Raw genomic sequence first — 17793 nt, 5'->3', positions numbered from 1 at the left:
GAACCAAGGGGTCGGGAACCTCGCGGTCCGTGTCGACCTGTACCGGACGACGCGTCCGTGCCGGCCGGGGGGACATCACAGGGCGTTTCCCCTGCCGGGCACCCCGCGCAGAAGGGACCGCTGACGGCGATGCAGATCCGGCTGACCGTCCTCGCGCCGCGCAGCGGCCAGACCCCGGCACGCGCCTGCGACGTGCTCGTCACCGCCCCGGCCGGGACGGCGCTCGCCGCCGTCGCCTCCGGCCTGGCAGCGGCCGTCTCGGGGCCCGACAGCTCTCTGGGCGGCGGAGCGGTAGTGCTGTTCGCCGGACGGGAGCGGCTCGACGCGCACCGCATCGCCCTGGGCGATCCGCCCCTGGTGGACGGCGCGGTGCTCTCGCTCCAGATGCCAGGTGAGGACGAGGCGGCCGACGACGCCGTCCCCGCGCAGCTGCATGTGGTCGCGGGCCCCGACGCGGGCGGCGTCCACCTGCTGCACGGCGGGCAGATCCGGATCGGCCGCTCGGCCCACGCGGACGTCCCGCTCGACGACCCGGACGTGTCCCGGCTGCACTGCGCGGTGACGGTCTCCGAGGACGGCCGGGTCTCGGTCGCCGACCTGGGCTCCACGAACGGCACCTCGCTGGACGGTACGGAAGTCCGCGACCGCCCGGTCCCGCTCCTCCCGGGCGCACTGCTGCGGCTCGGCGAATCGACCCTCCGGCTCACCGCGGGCACCCGTACGGCGACCCTGGCGACCGCGCCGGACGGCGAGGGGCACCTGCGGGTGGCGCGGGCGGAACCCGACGCTCCGGAGGGCGGCCCCGCGGCCGGAGGCGGCTTCGCGGGCACCGCGGGCGGTTTCGGCGACGAGGACCCGTACGGCTCCGGGCACACGTACAGCCAGGCCCCCTCCCATGGTGATCCCGGGCCGCAGGGGCACGACGCCTACCGGCCGGACGCCGAACGGGACGGCGGGGCCCACGGGGACGGGCAGGACACCGCCCGGCACCACTCCACGCACGCGGGCGGCGCCCGGTACGGCGAGAGCGAGGCGCCCCGGCGCGGCGGCATAGGCGCCTGGGCCCGGCGGCTCACGGGCGGCAAGGGCGATCCGGCACAGGACCCGGACGCGGGCGCACCGGGGAGACAGGCACCCGACTCCCCGGACTGGGCGCGGTCCTCGCACGCGGGGCAGTCCTCCCACGGCGGGCACCCCGCATTCCCCGCTCCCTCCTCTTTCTCCCCGTCCTCCCCTTCTTCCTCCTCCCCCTCTCCCTTCTCCTCCGCGCCCGCGGGGACCTGGCCGGATCCGGCGGCCGTGCTGCTGACCGCGCTCGGCCCCGGCCCCCGGCTGTGGGAGCGCGACGCCGCGCACCCGGAGGCGCTCGTGGTGCGGCTGGGGACGACCGACCGGGCCGACCTCCCCGCCGTGCCGGTGACCGTGGGGCTGCGGGAGGCCGGTTCGCTCGGCCTCGCCGGGCCGCGTGAACGGCTGGCGGGTCTGGCCCGCTCGACCGTGGCGCAGCTCGCCGCGCTGCACTCCCCGTTCGACCTGGAGATCGTGCTGATCAGCACGGACCGGGCCCGTTCCGCGGACGAGCGGCGGCGGGAGTGGGCCTGGCTGGGGTGGCTGCCGCATCTGCGCCCGACGCACGGCCAGGACTGCCGGCTCCTCCTCGCGTACGACCGTGAGCAGGCCATGGCCCGCACGGCGGAGCTGGTCCGCCGCCTGGACGAGGGCCCGCTCGGCCCCGGCTGGCCGAGCATGGACCGGTCCGCGGTGGCCGAGGCCGCCCGCGCCCATACGGGTCCGCACACCGTGGTGATCGTCGACGGCGACCCCGGTTCCTCAGTGCTCCGCGAGACCACGGCCAGGCTGGCCGGTGCGGGGGCGGCCGCCGGAATCCATCTCATCTGCCTCGCCGAGACTCCGGCCGCGTCGCCCACCTCGCCGGTCACCGCGACCTACGAGACCGCGTGCCAGGCCTCGATCGCCTTCCGCGAGTGCGGGGCGGTGGCCATGCTGAGCGGCGACGTGGCGACGGCGCTGCGGTTGCTGCGCACGGCGGGCGGACAGGTCGCGGGGCATGGCACCGTCGCCGCGGTGGACGCGGTGTCGGCCGCCTGGGCCGAGCGGTTCGGGCGGGCCCTGGCGCCGTTGCGCGACGAGGGCTCGGCCGCACTGCCGGGCCGCCCGACGGCAGCGGCCCTGCCACCGTCCGCCCGGTTGCTCGACGAGCTGGGGCTCGCCCGCGCCACCCCGGCGTCGCTGATGGCGCGTTGGGCGTCCACGGCGGAGAGCCAGCCGGGCGCCACGGTCCGGCCCGCAGCCGCCGCGCCCCGGTCGGACGTCGACACCCCGGGCTCGGGCCGCACCCTCAGTACGGGCCCCCGCGTGGGCGCCCAGCGCACGGGCCACGACCCGTATCCCCGCGCCCCGGAACCGACGGACTCGGGACGCACTCCGTATCCGGGCACGGACGGCCGAGGCTCGGGCGGTACGCCGTATCCGGGCACGGACTCCCGTAACTCGGGGCGTACTCCGTACCCCGGCACGGACTCCCGCAGCTCGGGGCGCACCCCTTATCCCGGCACCGCCTCCGACCACACCCCGTACTTCGGCACCGACACCCGTGGCGCCGGGCGCACGCCCTACCCGGGTACGGACTCCCGAGGCTCGGGGCGCACGCCCTACCCCGGCAGCGCCGCCCCGCAGACCTCACCCCACACCGCACAGCAGACCGCACCGCAGACCGCCCAGCAGACCGCACCGCACGCCGCTCAGCAGACCGCGACAGGCACTGCCGTCTACGCCGGGCGGCCGGTGCTCGTGCTCGGGGCAGGGCCGCGCGGGGCCCTCAGCGTCGATCTGGCCGACGAAGGGCCGCACCTCCTCATCGAGGGACCGGCGGGCAGCGGGCGCACCGAGCTGCTGCGGGCCGTAGCCGCCTCGCTCGCCTCCGCCGCCCGCCCGGACCGGCTCGGCATCCTGCTGGTCGACGGGGCCGCGGGCGAGCACGGAGAGCGTGGCGAAGGACTGCGACCCTGCACGGAACTCCCGCACGTGTTCACTCACTTGATGGCATCGGACCCCGTACGGATGCGCGAGTTCGCGCAGGCCCTGGGCGGTGAACTGAAGCGGCGGGCCGAGCTGCTCGGACCGCTGGACTTCGCCGCGTGGCACGCACAGCACGAGGTCTCGCAGCGGCTCGTCGGCCAGCGTCCGCCCAGCGCCGCCGAACAGCGCGGCGATCTGGACTCCCCCGCCAGCGGCACCCTGCGGCTGCGGCCGCCCGCCGCCGCACGGGCCATGGAGCCGGGCCCCTCCCCGCTGCCCCGGCTCGTCGTCCTCGCCGACGACTTCGACGCCCTGGTAGCCCCGGCGCTCGGCAGCCCCGGCCGACCGGCCGCGGGTTCCGTCGTACGGGCGCTGGAGGCCGTCGCCAGGGACGGCGGACGGCTCGGCGTCCATCTGGTCGCCACCTCCGCCCGCCCGGACCGCACCGAGGACACCGAGCTGGCCCGCGGCGCCCGGCTGCGCATCGTGCTCGACGCGCCGGTCCTGCCGCCCTCTCCGGACGAACCGGCGCCGGGACGCGGGCGGTTGGGACACCCGGACGGCCGGGTCACCCCGTTCCAGGGCGGCCGGGTCACGGGCCGCATCCCCCGCACGGCGACCCTGCGCCCCACCGTCGTACCGCTGGAGTGGGAGCGGATGGGTGATCCGCCCACCCGCCGGCCGCTGCGGGAGCTCGGCAACGGGCCGACGGACCTGGCGCTGCTCGCCAGCGCGCTGGAGCGCGCGGCCCGTTCGGTGAACGCTGAACGACTCCCTCCGCTTATCCCGTTCTCTTCCTGAAAAAGCGGCGGAAACACCCCCTCCCCTGCATCGATTCGACGTCACGAGCCCGCAACGATAGGGCGGTTGGAACCCCGGACGGTATTGCGGCACCCGTGTGCCCGGCGTAGGACTGTCGACACGGACGACGTAGCCCGCGCACAGAGACGTGGTCGGGCGCGTACAGAAGAGACGGGGCAGTAATGGGCACAACCCTTCGGATACGTAGGGCCGCACTGGTGTTCACCGCGGTAGGCGCACTGGCGCTGACCGGCTGCGGTGACGACAACGGCGGGAAGGACAAAGCGGGCGACGGTCCCGCGAAGGGCAGCAAGAGCCCGTCGAGCGTCACGTTGCCGAAACTGAACGGTGAGAAGATCTCGGTCGCCGCGGTCTGGACCGGACCGGAACAGGCCAACTTCACCAAGGTGCTGGACGAGTTCGAGAAGCGCACGGGCGCGACGGTGACCTTCGTCCCGGCGCAGGACCCGATCGTCAACTTCCTCGGTACGAAGATCGCCGGAGGTCAGCCGCCGGACGTCGCGATGATCCCGCAGGTCGGCGCGGTCCAGCAGGCCGTGCAGAAGAAGTGGGCCAAGCCGGTCGGCGCCGAGGCGAAGGCCCAGCTCGCCAAGAACTACGCGAAGGTCTGGCAGGACCTCGGCGCGGTGGACGGCACCCAGTACGGCGTCTACTTCAAGGCCGCCAACAAGTCCCTGATCTGGTACAACACCAAGGCGTTCGAGAACGCGGGCGCGAGTGAGCCGAAGACCTGGAAGGACTTCCTGGCCACCGCCGAGACCGTTTCCGCCTCCGGTGTCACCCCGGTCTCGGTCGGCGGCGCGGACGGCTGGACCCTCACCGACTGGTTCGAGAACGTCTATCTCTCCCAGGCGGGCCCGGAGAAGTACGACAAGCTCGCCAAGCACGAGATCAAGTGGACCGACCCGTCCGTGAAGGACGCGCTCACCACGCTGGCCCAGCTCTTCGGCAAGCCGAACCTGATCACGGGCGGCGCCGACGGTGCGCTGCAGACCGAGTTCCCGGCGTCCGTCACACAGACGTTCACCGGTGGCGACCAGCCCAAGGGCGCCATGGTCTTCGAGGGCGACTTCGTCTCCATCAACATCGCGCAGACCAAGGCCAAGGTCGGTACGGACGCCAAGGTGTTCCCGTTCCCGGCGGTCGGCACGGACTCCCCCGTGGTCACCGGTGGCGACGCGGCCGTGGCCCTGAAGGACAGCAAGGGCGCTCAGGCACTGCTGACCTGGCTGGCCTCGACGGACGCGGCGCGGATATGGGCCGAGGCGGGCGGGTTCATCTCCCCGAACAAGGGACTGGACGCCGGCGCGTACCCCAACGAGGTGCAGCGCAAGATGGCCGAGGCACTGATCGCGGCCGGTGACGACGTCCGGTTCGACATGTCCGACCAGGCGCCGCAGTCGTTCGGCGGGACGCCCGGGAAGGGCGAGTGGAAGATCCTCCAGGACTTCCTGAAGAACCCGAAGGACATCGCGGGGACCCAGGCGAAACTGGAGTCCGACGCGGCCAAGGCGTACAAGAGCTGACGTGGTGACGACAGCTACCGCGGGGGGCGCCGGAGCGGCGCCCTCCGCCGACAAGAGTCCACACACCCCCCCACCGGACAAGCCGCGCCGGAGCGTGACCGGTACCCGCAGGCTCCTCGCGGCGGCGTTCCTGCTGCCCGCTCTGGTGCTGCTCGGCGCGCTCGTGGTCTATCCGATCGTGTACTCCGTCTACCGGTCGTTCTTCGACCAGGCGGGCACCGCGTTCGCCGGATTCGACAACTACAAGGCGCTGTTCTCGGACGGCACCATCCGCACGGCGGTGAAGAACAACGCGATCTGGGTCGTGCTCGCGCCGACGGTCTCCACCGCGCTGGGGCTGATATTCGCGGTGCTGACCGAGCGCATCCGCTGGGGCACGGCGTTCAAGCTGATCGTCTTCATGCCGATGGCGATCTCGATGCTCGCCGCGGGCATCATCTTCCGTCTGGTGTACGACCAGGCCCCGGAGCGCGGTGTCGCCAACGCCGTATGGGTCGGAGTGCACGACACGTTCAACGAGTCGGCGGGCTTCCCGAAGGCGCATCCGCTGCCCGTGCACCCGCTGAAGCCGGGCGGCGGCGGGTCGTTCATCACGAAGGACCCGGTACGGGCCGGCGAGCCGGCGTTGCTGCCGCTGGTCGGCGTGGCCCCGGCGAAGATGCCGGGCGACGCACAGCCCGCGAAGGCGCCCACGGCGTCTGGCGGGGAGATAACCGGAACCGCCTGGCTGGACTTCACCCGGGGCGGCGGCGGCAAACCCAATGTCGTCGACCCGAAGGAGCTCGGCCTCAAGGGCATCAAGGTCGAAGCGGTCAAGGACGGCAAGGTCATCGCCTCCGCGACAGCCGGAGCGAACGGCGTGTTCACACTGCCCGCCTCGGCCGACGGGGCCCAACTCAGGCTCCCGGCGGACAACTTCAGGGAGCCGTACAACGGTGTCGACTGGCTCGGCCCGTCCCTGGTGACGCCCGGGATCATCGGCAGTTACGTATGGATGTGGGCCGGGTTCGCGATGGTGCTCATCGCGGCGGGCCTGGCGGGACTGCCGCGCGAACTCCTCGAAGCGGCGCGGGTGGACGGTGCCAACGAGTGGCAGGTGTTCCGCCGGATCACCGTGCCGATGCTCGCCCCGGTCCTCGCGGTGGTGCTGGTCACGCTGATGATCAACGTCCTGAAGGTCTTCGACCTGGTCTTCATCATCGCGCCGGGCTCCTCCCAGGACGACGCGAATGTGCTGGCGCTCCAGCTGTACCGGTCCTCGTTCGGCACGGACGCGGACCTGGGCATCGGCAGCGCCATCGCCGTACTGCTGTTGCTGCTGGTCATCCCGGTGATGCTGTTCAACATCCGCCGGATACGGAAGGAGGGGCGCCGATGAAGGGTCCGGCCGACCTGACACCGCCCCCCGGCCGGGGGTACGGGGGTTGTCCCCCGGGAGAACACAGCAATATCCGCCGGATACGGAAGGAGGGGCGCCGATGAGCGGGACAACCACGGCCGTGAAGAAGAAGCAGTCCCTCGGCGCGCGGCTGGCGACGCGTGCGGGCGGCGGCGTCATGCGGGTCTTCCTCCTGCTGGTGGCCCTGTTCTGGCTGATGCCGACGATCGGCCTGCTGCTCTCCTCGCTGCGCGGGGCGGACGACATCGCGGCGACCGGCTGGTGGAAGGTCTTCACCGCCCCGTCCGAGATGACCTTCGACAACTACCAGCGCCTGCTGGACAATTCGACGATCACCGACTCCCTGTTCAGCACGGTGATGATCACGGTGCCGTCCACCGTCCTGGTGGTGGTGATCGGCTCGCTGGCCGGATACGCCTTCGCCTGGATGGACTTCCCCGGCCGCGACTGGTGGTTCCTGCTGGTCGTCGGGCTGCTGGTGGTGCCGGTACAGGTCGCCCTGATCCCGGTGTCCGAACTCTTCGGCACCATCGGGATCTTCGAGACGACGCTGGGCGTGGTCCTGTTCCACACGGCCTTCGGCCTGCCGTTCGCGATCTTCCTCCTGCGGAACTTCTTCGCGGAGATCCCTCGCGAACTGCTGGAGGCCGCACGGCTCGACGGGGCGGGCGAGATACGGCTGTTCACCCGGGTCGTGATGCCGCTGGGCGGACCGGCGATCGCCTCGCTCGGCATCTTCCAGTTCCTGTGGGTGTGGAACGACATGCTGGTCGCGCTGATCTTCGCGGACTCCGATTCGCCGCCGATCACCGTCGCCCTGCAGCAGCAGGTACGCCAGTTCGGCAACAACATCGACGTGCTGGCGCCCGGCGCCTTCGTGTCGATGGTGATCCCGCTGGCCGTGTTCTTCGCCTTCCAGCGGCAGTTCGTCTCCGGCGTCATGGCGGGCGCGGTGAAGTAACCTCCCCCGCACGGCTGTACGTCAACACGGAGCGGCCCGGTTCCCCGGAACCGGGCCGCTTCGCCGTGCTCGTCCCCCGAATGCCGCGTATGGCGTAACCAGGTCACTCCTTCGGCCGTTTGCGGGCCACCTGCAACCCCGCGAACGACCCCTGGATGTGTAGTGCCCCGGTTCAGTGTCATCGTCCCCGCGTACCGGGTCCAGGCGTATCTGCACGAGTGCCTGGACTCCGTGCTGAACCAGTCCTTCAAGGACTACGAGATCATCGTGGTGGACGACTGCTCACCGGACGCCTGCGGTCCGATCGCCGACGAGTACAGCGGCCGGGACCACCGCGTCACCGCGCTCCATCTGCCCCGCAACGCCGGTCTGGGACCGGCCCGCAACGCCGGTGTCTCCCGGGCCACCGGGGACTACCTGCTCTTCCTCGACGGCGATGACACGCTCGAACCGGAGTCCCTGCAGGCCATCGCCGACCGGCTCGACGCGACCGGCGGACCCGATGTGCTGGTCTACGACTACGCGCGTACGTACTGGTCGGGCGAGCGCGTCCGCAACGCGTACCCCGCCCCCCTCGCCGAGAGCGGCCCCGCCTCCTTCCGGCTCGCCGACCGCCCCGAGCTGCTCAAGGTCCTGATGGTGGTCTGGAACAAGGCGTACCGCCGCGAGTTCGTCCGGGCGGAGGGCTTCACCTTCCCGCCCGGCTACTACGAGGACACGCCCTGGACCTATCCGGTGCTGATGGCCGCCGGGTCGATCGCGGTCCTGGACCGGATCTGCGTCTCCTACCGGCAGCGGCGCCGAGGCAACATCCTCTCCACCACCAGCGAGCGGCACTTCGACGTCTTCGACCAGTACGACCGGGTCTTCGCGTTCATCGACGCGCGCCCCGAACTCGCCGTGTGGCGGCCGGTGATGTTCCGCCGGATGCTCGACCACTTCTCCACGCTGTTCACCTCGCACGGCAGGCTGCCGCGCGGCAGCCGCGCCGCGTTCTTCCGCCGCGCCCGCGAACACTGCCACCGCTACCGCACCCCCGGCGCCCCCGTGCCGCGCCGCGCCCGGCTGCGGCACGGCCTGTTCCGGCTCGGCGCCCACCGCACGTACCGGACGCTGTGGGCTGCGCAGCGGCTGCGCGGCAGGCTGCGGAGGGGCTCGGCGGCCGTGCGCCGGGTGGTGCGCGGGGCCGTGCTCCAGGCGCACTACCGCGTTCAGTTGCGGCTGCCGGTCCGGCCCCGGGACGCGGTGTTCGCCGCCTACTGGAACCGTGGGTACGCGTGCAGCCCGGCGGCCATCGAGGCGAAGGCCCGCGAGCTGGTCCCGGGGCTGCGGACCGCCTGGATCTGCCGTCCCGCCGACGCCCACACCGTGCCGACCGCCACCCGCAGGCTCGCCCCGGGCACCTTCGGCTACTGGACGGCGCTCGCCCGCTCGAAGTACCTCGTGAACAACGTCAACTTCGACCGGCGGCTGGTGAAGCGGCGCGGCCAGATCCTGCTGCAGACCCACCACGGGACCCCGCTGAAGACCATGGGCACCGATCTCCTGGACCGTCCGGCGGCGGCCCGCGGCACGGACTTCGAGCAACTGCTGCGCAACACCGACAAGTGGGACTTCTCCCTGTCGGCCAACCGGCACTCCACGCTCGTGTGGGAGCGGACCTACCCGTCCGCGTACACGACTCTGGAGTACGGCTCCCCGCGCAACGACGCCTACCACCGTACGAGCGCGTCCCAGGTGGCCCGGCTGCGCGAGTCGCTGTCGGTCCCGGCGGGCAGCACGGCCCTGCTGTACGCCCCGACGCACCGCGACTACCGGCTCGCCCAGCACCCCGCCCTCGACCTGGAACGGCTCCTGCGGGTCCTGGGACCGAAGTTCGTGATCCTGACCCGCTCGCACTATCTGTACGGCCCCGCCCCGGCGGGCAGCCGTACCGCGCATCCGCGGATCATCGACGTCACCGGCCATCCGTCGGTCGAGACGCTCGCCCTCGCCTCGGACGCGCTCATCACGGACTACTCGTCGCTGATGTTCGACTACGTCAATCTGGACCGGCCGGTCGTCATCCATCTCGACGACAGCCAGGCGTACGAGGCGGCCCGCGGCACCTACTTCGACCTGCCCTCCTTCCCGCCCGGCATCGTGGCGCACAGCCAGGACGAGCTGTTCGACGTCTTCTCCACGGACCACTGGCGCGGCGCCCGCTCCGCCGAGCTGCGGGCGGCGTTCCGGGCGAGGTTCTGTCCGTACGACGACGGGTACGCCGCCGAGCGGGTGGTGCGGCGGGTCTTCCTGGGCGAGACGGCCGGACTGCCGCTGCCGGTGCCGGTCAAGCAGCGGCGGCCCGCGAGCCGAGGGGTGCCCGCGCAGGGGACGGCCCGGGAGTTCCTCAGCAACTGAGGGGGGCCCGCACCCCGACGGCCGCCGGGCCCTTCCGGCCGCCGTCTCCTCCTGGTGCCTCTCCCCTGGTGCCTTCTCCTGGCGCCTCCTCCCGGCGCCTCAGCGCTCCAGGAACGCGAACAGCTCCTCCCAGCGCCGCAGGATCTCCGTCTCGGAGAACCGCTGCACATTGACCCGCGCCCGATTCCCCATCGCGTCCCGCAGCCGGGGGTTCCCGGTCAGCCGCAGCAGCCGGTCGGCGAGTTCGCCGCTGTCCCCGGCGGGCGCGAGCAGCCCGTCCTCACCGTCCCGTACGATCTCGCGCACCCCGGGCGCGCAGTCGAACGCGGCACACGGCACCCCGCTCGCCATCGCCTCCAGCAGCGCCAGCGGAAAGCCCTCGCCGCGCGAGGACTGGACGAAGACGGAGGCGTCCGCGAGGGCGCCCGCCACATCGTCCGTGCGGCCCATCCAGCGCACGGATCCGTCCAGCTCCAACGCGGTGCACCGCGCCTTCAGTTCGGCCTCGTCCTCGCCCGCTCCGTACACGCGCAGCTGCCAGTCGGGGCGTTCGGGGGCGACCCGTGCCCAGGTGTCCAGGAGCATGTCGATGCCCTTCTGGTCGCAGAGCCTGCCGATGCTCGCCACGGTCCTCGCGCTGCGCGGGGACGGCACCTCGGGCAGTGCGGACAGGGCGTTGGGCATGAAGCCGACGTTGTTCATGCCCTCGCCCGCCCAGATGTCGGCGTCCTCCTCGGTGAGGACGAGCCAGTGGTCGAGGTCGCTGTAGTGCTTCTTGATCCAGCGGTAGCGGTGGCTCGCGCGGGAGTAGTCGTAGGACTCGTGGCTCATCCCGATCACCCGCAGCCCGCTGGTGTCGGCCTCGCCGACCCACTCCATCGCCCATACCTGGGTGACGATCACCACGGCGCCGGGCCCCGCGTTACGGAACAGCTCCGAGAGCCGCCGCACCGCGCGCCGCTTCTCGGCCGCCCGGACCGCTTCCCTCCGCCGGGACGGGAGCCGGAAGCGGTCCCGGATGCCCCTAGGTGTCCAGGGGGTCGGCGGGTGGGCCGGGTACAGGGCGGTGACCGGGTAGTCGGGCGGCGTGGGCAGGGCCATCCTCAGCTCGGCGGCGTGGATGCCGACAGCGTGCACCCGGTGGCCCTGGCGGGCGAGGAGCCGGGCCGTCTGGTGCATCCAGCCGGTGACACCGCCGAGTTCGTCGGTGCTGTTGGAGACGATGAAGACGTCACGGCTCATCGACCGGCCTCCTGGTGGTCCGTGGTGTACCGGGCGAACACCCGGCCGACGACCTGCCGGGCGGCGTCGCCCCGGTCGTAGCCGCCGAACTCGGCGGCGAAGGCACTCCGCGCCCCGGCGTACTCCGTGTCGGTCTCCTTCAGCTTCGCCAGTACGGCGAACAGTTCGTCCTCCGTCTCCGCCACCGGGCCCGGCGCCTTCTTCCGGAGGTCGAAGTAGCTGCCCCGGGTGGCCGCGTAGGTGTCGAGGTCGGGGGCGAACAGGACGACCGGCCGGTCGAGCAGCACGAAGTCGAACATGATCGACGAGTAGTCGGTGATCAGCACATCGGCGAGCGCGAGGAGTTCGGCCGTGTCGTGATGGCGCGAGACATCCACGACGGTGCCGGGCGGGCAGCCGGGGAGCTTCGCGGCCTCCAGGTAGTGCGCCCGCACGAGCAGGGTGTACTCGTCGCCGAAGCGCTCGGTGAACCGCGCGATGTCCAACGGCAGGCGACGCTTCCGGTACGTTCCGGGGCCGCCCCGGAAGGTCGGCGCGTACATGATGACCTTCTTGTGGTCGGGCAGCCCGAGGGCCTCGGCGAGCGGCGGGCGCGGCAGCCTTCCCTCGGCCTCGTCGCGGGCCCGTTCCGCGAGCAGGACGTCGTTGCGCGGGTAGCCGGTCCGCAGCAGCCGTTCCTCGGGGAGCCGGTAGGCGCGGGCCAGGGTGCGCACATCGTGCTCGGAGCGGACGAGGAAGTGGTCGAAGCGGTGCACGGCCTGCTGGAGCCGGTGACGCAGGGGGGCGTTCTGCATCCGTACGCGGGTCTCGTCGAAGCCCATGCGCTTGTACGCGGAGCCGTGCCAGGTCTGGAGGTACGTGGTGCGGGCGGGCTTGCGCAGGTGCTGCGGGAAGCCCTGGTTGTCGACCCAGTACTCAGCACGGGCGAGCGCCCACAGATACCGCCACGACCAGCGCCGCACGAGCCGCGCGTCGCCCGGGAAGCCGGTCGGGGAGTCCTCGTAGGACCAGATGGAACGCAGCCTCAGTCCCTGCCTGCGGATCTCCTCGTGGACGGCGCGCGGGCTGTCGCCGTAGCACTTGCCCATGTGGCTCTCGAAGACGACCGACCCCCTGCGCATCGGCAGGCGGCGGAGCCAGGTGTTGTAGACGGGGGCCTTGAATCCCCGGGAGCGGTAGCGGTCGAGCCGCTTGCGCAGGGCACGCCGGAGGAACTTCGCGTTGCGGGCGGGGCGGAAGTGCGTGGCGTAGTGGACCAGGCGGCGCAGCAGGCGGGCGGGGCGGCGGCGGGCGAGGAGCCGGAGTGCCAGGTGGTCCTTGAGCGTGATGTAGGGCTGCCAGGTGTCCCCGGCGAGGCGGCCGAGCCGGGGCCGGGCCGGGAGTCGGTCGGTGCCGTCCGCCCCGCCCGCGAGGTCCTGCGGGGCGAAGAGGTCGCTGACGGACCGCGTGCCACCCGCCTCCACGGTCATCCGGGCGTCCCACACCGTGTCGCGTGCGCCGAGCGGTCGCAGGACTCCGGTGAGGTCCGCGCGGGTCCGCCAGGCGATCCCGGTCGGCTCGCGCCGCAGCTCGTCGACGGGGAAGGTGAAAGCGCGGAGGCCGTCCCGCACCCGGAACTCCAGGCGGGCCGTGAGGGCCAGTTCGGGATCGGGTCCGGCGTGCGCGGGCAGGACGAGGTGCCCTTCGAGCAACAGGTGACCCGCGTCGGCGGTGCACCGGGTGAGCCGGTTCATGAGGCGGAGTTCACCGAACACGCGGTGCTGGTGGCCGAGTTCGCTGACATCGACACGTACGGCCTCGGGGCCGGGACAGGGGTGGATGCCGGTGTCGGCCGCGTCCGTGCCGGTGCCGGCCGCGTTTGCGGCGGGGACCTTCCAGTGCACCCGTCCGTCCTCACCCGTGGTGAGCGGGGCAGCCACCGTGCCCGGCCGGCTCAGCGCGTACGCCGCCGTGAGCAGCCCCTCCGCGTCTCCCCGTGCCAGCAGATGTACGGCGACCTGTTCGAGCGGCGGCAGGTCCGCCGGGACCGGGCCGGTCAGGGCACGGGCCGCGGCCGCGGCGACCCGCTCCCGCTCGGCGGCCCGCAGTCGCGGGAACGTCCGGACCAGCGGCACCAGATGGTCGCGCGCGAACGCCCGTTCCCGCTCCTCCCGCAACCCGTGCGGCCCCCACCCCGCCAGCAGCTCGCCGACGCGGCGGTGCGCCCGCACCGACGCGGCGATGTCCCTGCCCCGGTCGGGCGCGGCCCGCCCGGTCACGATCATCCGGCGGACCAGGGCGATCCGGCCGACCGCGGCGGCGGCCACCGGGCCGAAGAGCACCTCGCTGTGGCCGAGGTCCTCCTCGTACCGCAGACCGTGCCGCTCCACGGCCTCCCGGCGCAGGCAGAATCCGGTCACCAGCGCGTCCCTGACGGTCAGTTCGGGTGCCTCGGTGAAGCGGCCGACGGTGCGGGAGCGCGCGTACAGCGCCTCCTGCCAGGGCGGTTCCTGCTCCTTGCCGCCCTCCGCGGTGATCCGGCTCCAGCGTCCGGCGACCAGATCGGCGCGGGTGCGCTCACCGGCCTCCCACAGGTTGCGGCAGGCGTGCCGCTGGAGCTGTTCGCCCGTACCGAGCACCAGGACGTACCGGCCGACGGCCGCGTCCAGACCGGCGTTGCGCAGCGCCCCGGTGGAGCGCTCACCCGGCTCGGCGACGATCAGACGGACCCGGTCCGGAGCGCTTCCGGCCAGCGCCTCGGCGGCGGCACGGGAGGCGGCGTCGCCGTCCGCCGCGAGGACCACGACGGCCTCGCTGGCGCGCAGGGACTGGCCGAGCACGGATCCCACGGAGGTCCGCAGCGCCGCCGCCCCGCCGCCCTCGGTGACCACACAGCTGAAGTCGATCACGCCTGCTCCCCCTTGAGCATCAGGTCGGCGACGCGGGCGGCCGCGGTGCCGTCGTCGAGGTCGCAGAACGCCTCGCGGAACCGGTCATAGGCACCCCGGTGGGCCGCGGTTGCGGACTCGGGATCGCGCAGGGCCTCCACCACGCCCTCCGCCGTGGGGATCAGTGGTCCGGGGGCCCGGCTCTCGAAGTCGAAGCAGAAGCCGCGCAGGGTGTCGCGGTAGTGCTCCAGGTCATGGGTGTGGAAGAGCATCGGCCGGCCGGTCTGCGCGAAGTCGAACATCAGGGAGGAGTAGTCGGTGACCAGACAGTCGCTGATCAGCATCAGTTCGGCGACGTCCGGATAGCGCGAGACATCGCGGACGAAATCGTCCTGCGGAACGCCGCCGCCGACGAGGTAGTGGCGCCGCACGAGGAGTACGTGATCGTCGCCGAGGGCCTGACGTACCAGGTCCGGGTCGAGGGGAAGGTCGGGCTCGTACCGGCCGCCCCGCTTGGGCCGGTCCTCCCGCCAGGTGGGCGCGTACAGGACGACCCGCTTGTCGTCGGGGATCGCGAGCCGTTCCCGTACGGAGGCGGCGACCTTCGCCCGGTCGGGCGCGTACAGGAGGTCGTTGCGCGGGTAGCCGCACTCCAGGACCTCGCCGGTGTGCCCGAAGGCGCGGCGCATGATGGGGGTGGAGAAGCTGTTCGGGGAGACGAGCACACTCCACTGGGCCGCGCGTGCGGGCATCGACGCCATGTAGGCGGCGTCGGCGTTCGGGGTGCCCGCGAGGTCGCGGCCGATGCGTTTGAGCGGGGTGCCGTGCCAGGTCTGGACGACGAACTGGCCCTCGGCCCGCTCGAACCACTCGGGCAGCTGCGTATTGGTGACGATCCAGCGGCTGCGCGCCAGGGCCTCGTGCCACTCGGCGCTGTGCAGGGTGACGGCACGGACCCCGGCGGGTACCGCGGCCTGCTGGTCGCGTACGACCCAGAGGTGTTCGATCCCTGCGTCGCGGCCGGCCAGCTCCTGATGGATCGCGCGGGGCGAGTCGGAGTACTGGCGCCCGTCGAAGCTGGAGTACAGGACGGCCGGGAGCAGTTCGGCGCCGCCCGCGCGCAGTACGGCGTACCGCTCGCGCTGCCGCCGCTGCCCGTACGCCCCCCGCTCCTGGACGGGCAGGGCGCTGCCGGACTCCAGGGCGAGCCGGTCGTGGAGGCGCCGCCGGAGGGTGAAGCGCCGCCCGCCCGCCTCGCGGTGGAGCGGGAGGGCGGTGTGCAGCGACGCCCGCACGCGGACCGGCCGGTACCGCTCCGGGTCGCTCTCGCCCGGCTCACGGAGGAAGAGGTCCCAGCGGCCCTCGGCGAGCGGGAGCGTACCGCCCATCCCCTCGACGGCGTCGGGCGCGAGCACGGCACGGAACCCGGAAGCGCCCGCGACGCCGCCCGCTCCCGCTCCCGCGCCCCTACCCGGCGTGTCGTGCACCGCGAGGACGGCCTCCTCCTGGTGTCCGCCGTGCCGCAGGACCAGCTGGAGGGCGCGGCCGGGCCGTTCCGGGTACGCGCCCTCGATGACGAGCTGCCCGGCATCCGACCAGGTGAGCGAGGTGACCACGGGCTGCACCGCCCGGTCGGTGAGGACCAGGTCGCCGGACGGATTGGCGGCCACGTAAAGCTCACGGCCGCCGGGCAGCGGATACCGCCCCTCAGCGCCGTCCGGCCGGGCCGCGACGGTCAACCGTCCCTTCCCTCCGACCAGTTGCACGCCCCAGGCGTCGTCGCACCCCCGGAAGGCGCTGAGCGGGATGTCGGCGACGCGCGAGGCGGGCGTTCCCCTCAGGGCGAATTCCCGCGTCTCCTTGGTGCGCCACTCCTGGATGCGCAGCGCGACCGGTCCGCCGTCGCCGAGGACCTTCACCTCCAGGCGCACGGCCCCGCCCACCGCACTCTGCCTGATGAGGAGGGCGTCGACGCGCTCGGTGCGCAGCTCCAGCTTGTTGCCGGACAGGACGGGGACGATACGGGTGCGCTCGTCGGTGTGGACGATGGCGGGCGGGGCCGGGTTGCCGAGCAGCCGCATCGGTCCGCGCCGGGGCCGCCCGCCGCCGAGAACGACCGACTCCAGCTTCCACGTGGTGCGGCCATCCCGGCCCGCCCCCTTGGCGGCGAGGCGGCGCGGGTCGATGACGGCTTCGAACCCGGAGCGCTCGTAGCGGTGCAGCGTACGGCCCGAGCGGGCGGCGGCCTCGTCCGTGGGCGCGGACCGCACCCGCAGCGGGATCAGCCGTCGCCCGGACCGCAGCCAGCCGGTCCCGGCCGACCGTCCGGGCGCGTTGCGGACGTAGGCGTAGCCGGTGAGGCGCAGCAGCCCGTCCTTCCACACCGCCTCGGTGAGATGGGCGTGCACGGGGAGGTCCGGAGCGGTCAGGGCGGTGACGGAGGGCGGCAACGGGCCCCGCACGGAGGGGTATTGGGCCCGTGGACGCAGAAGCCCACGGACATGGAAGGTGTCGCGGTCGGCCTTCTCGTCGGCGAGCAGGGCGAGGAGTTCCGGCATCCGGCGTTCGCGGATGAGCTGCCACTTGACCCGCAGATGCAACGGCAGCCCGGCGAGTACGGCCGGTTCGACGGTGGCGGCGAAGGCGTTGGCGTGTTCGAGGAAGGCTTCGTGGAACGCGGCGTCCCCCTCCGGCAGCGCCTCGATGAACAGCCACAGGTCCCCGGAGAGCGCGTGGGCGTCGTACTTCCGCTTGGCGTCGGGCAGCTCCCGTTCCGCGAGGAACCGGCTGACGGTGCTCACCGCGGTGACCCGGTCTCGGATACCCCTGGGCACGGCGCGACGGGTGGTGATCGAACCGTCGCGGTCCCGCCAGTGATAGACGGGCTCCTCGACGACATCGACCGCGCGGGCCAGGAAGTGCGCGGGCAGGACGACGGCGATGTCCTCGTACAGCACACCGGACGGGAAGGCGAAGGCGTGCTCGTCCCAGAAGGATCTGCGGAACACCTTGTTGCAGGCGATACGGTCGCCGAGCAGGATCCAGTCACGGGTGACATGGGTGCCGGGACGGGCCTTCTCCATCGGTTTGCGGAACATCGGGGACTGTTCGAGCGCCCCGTTCGCGCGCAGCCGGAGCACATTGCCGGTGGCGAAGTCGGAGCCGGAGCGGTCGAGTTCGGCGATCATCCGCTCGTACGCACCGGGCGGCACGATGTCGTCGCTGTCGACGAACGCCAGGAACTCCCCGCCGCTCCCGGCCTCACGGACCCCGGCGTTGCGTGCGGCGCCGAGTCCCCCGTTCTCCTGCCGGAGCAGCCGGAAGCGCGGGTCCCGCGCCGCGAACTCCTCCGCGACGCGCCCGCTGCCGTCGGTGGAGCCGTCATCGACCATGACGACTTCCAGGTCCGGCATGGTCTGTTCGGCGAGCGAGGTCAGGCAGGCACCGAGATACTCCTCGACGTTGTAGAGGGGGACGACGACGGTGAGACGGGGTGCCATCGCTGCGCACAATCCTTCCGGACGGACGACATCAAGT

General features: G+C 72.6%; 8 protein-coding genes. 5 read left to right on the top strand and 3 right to left on the bottom strand.

Going from position 1 to position 17793, the window contains the following annotated elements; genetic code table 11:
- The first annotated feature begins 129 nt into the window (after positions 1-129).
- The 5 genes from OG413_RS16325 (at position 130) to OG413_RS16305 (ending at position 10147) form a co-directional block, all read left to right on the top strand.
- Entirely contained in the window at positions 130-3840 is a 3711-nt protein-coding gene (locus tag OG413_RS16325; protein ID WP_266806264.1) for an FHA domain-containing protein, read from the top strand.
- 182 nt (positions 3841-4022) lie between these two features.
- Positions 4023-5387 (top strand): ABC transporter substrate-binding protein, encoded by a 1365-nt coding sequence (locus OG413_RS16320; RefSeq protein WP_266806263.1) that lies wholly within the window; start codon positions 4023-4025, stop codon positions 5385-5387.
- A 4-nt stretch (positions 5388-5391) separates the two neighbouring features.
- Positions 5392-6765, top strand: coding sequence for a carbohydrate ABC transporter permease (locus tag OG413_RS16315; protein WP_266810190.1), 1374 nt, complete (start codon positions 5392-5394; stop codon positions 6763-6765).
- Between the two features lie 100 nt (positions 6766-6865).
- On the top strand, positions 6866-7747 hold the full coding sequence (locus OG413_RS16310; protein WP_266806262.1) for a carbohydrate ABC transporter permease: 882 nt from the start codon (positions 6866-6868) through the stop codon (positions 7745-7747).
- A 162-nt stretch (positions 7748-7909) separates the two neighbouring features.
- The gene (locus OG413_RS16305) at positions 7910-10147 is read left to right on the top strand and encodes a bifunctional glycosyltransferase family 2 protein/CDP-glycerol:glycerophosphate glycerophosphotransferase (protein ID WP_266806260.1); all 2238 of its coding nucleotides are present in this window, start codon (positions 7910-7912) and stop codon (positions 10145-10147) included.
- Positions 10148-10246: 99 nt separating this feature from the next.
- On the opposite strand, the gene OG413_RS16300 is transcribed toward OG413_RS16305, so the two are convergent.
- The 3 genes from OG413_RS16300 to OG413_RS16290 are packed head-to-tail and all read right to left on the bottom strand — an operon-like array spanning position 10247 to position 17756.
- Entirely contained in the window at positions 10247-11389 is a 1143-nt protein-coding gene (locus tag OG413_RS16300) for a glycosyltransferase (protein WP_266806258.1), read from the bottom strand.
- Positions 11386-14277 carry a CDP-glycerol:glycerophosphate glycerophosphotransferase gene (locus tag OG413_RS16295; RefSeq protein ID WP_266806256.1) on the bottom strand — a complete coding sequence of 964 codons (2892 nt, stop codon included), beginning with the start codon at positions 14275-14277 and terminating at the stop codon, positions 11386-11388. The genes OG413_RS16300 and OG413_RS16295 overlap by 4 nt, the downstream gene beginning before the upstream one ends.
- Positions 14274-17756, bottom strand: a complete 3483-nt coding sequence (locus OG413_RS16290) for a bifunctional glycosyltransferase/CDP-glycerol:glycerophosphate glycerophosphotransferase (RefSeq protein WP_266806254.1) — start codon at positions 17754-17756, stop codon at positions 14274-14276. The genes OG413_RS16295 and OG413_RS16290 overlap by 4 nt, the downstream gene beginning before the upstream one ends.
- Between the last annotated feature and the right edge of the window lie 37 nt (positions 17757-17793).

The sequence above is a fragment of the Streptomyces sp. NBC_01433 genome, assembly GCF_026340105.1.
In the GTDB taxonomy this organism is placed as follows: Bacteria; Actinomycetota; Actinomycetes; order Streptomycetales; family Streptomycetaceae; genus Streptomyces.
Note: the sequence above shows the minus strand (reverse complement) of the source record. Positions and strands in the feature narration are given on the sequence as shown.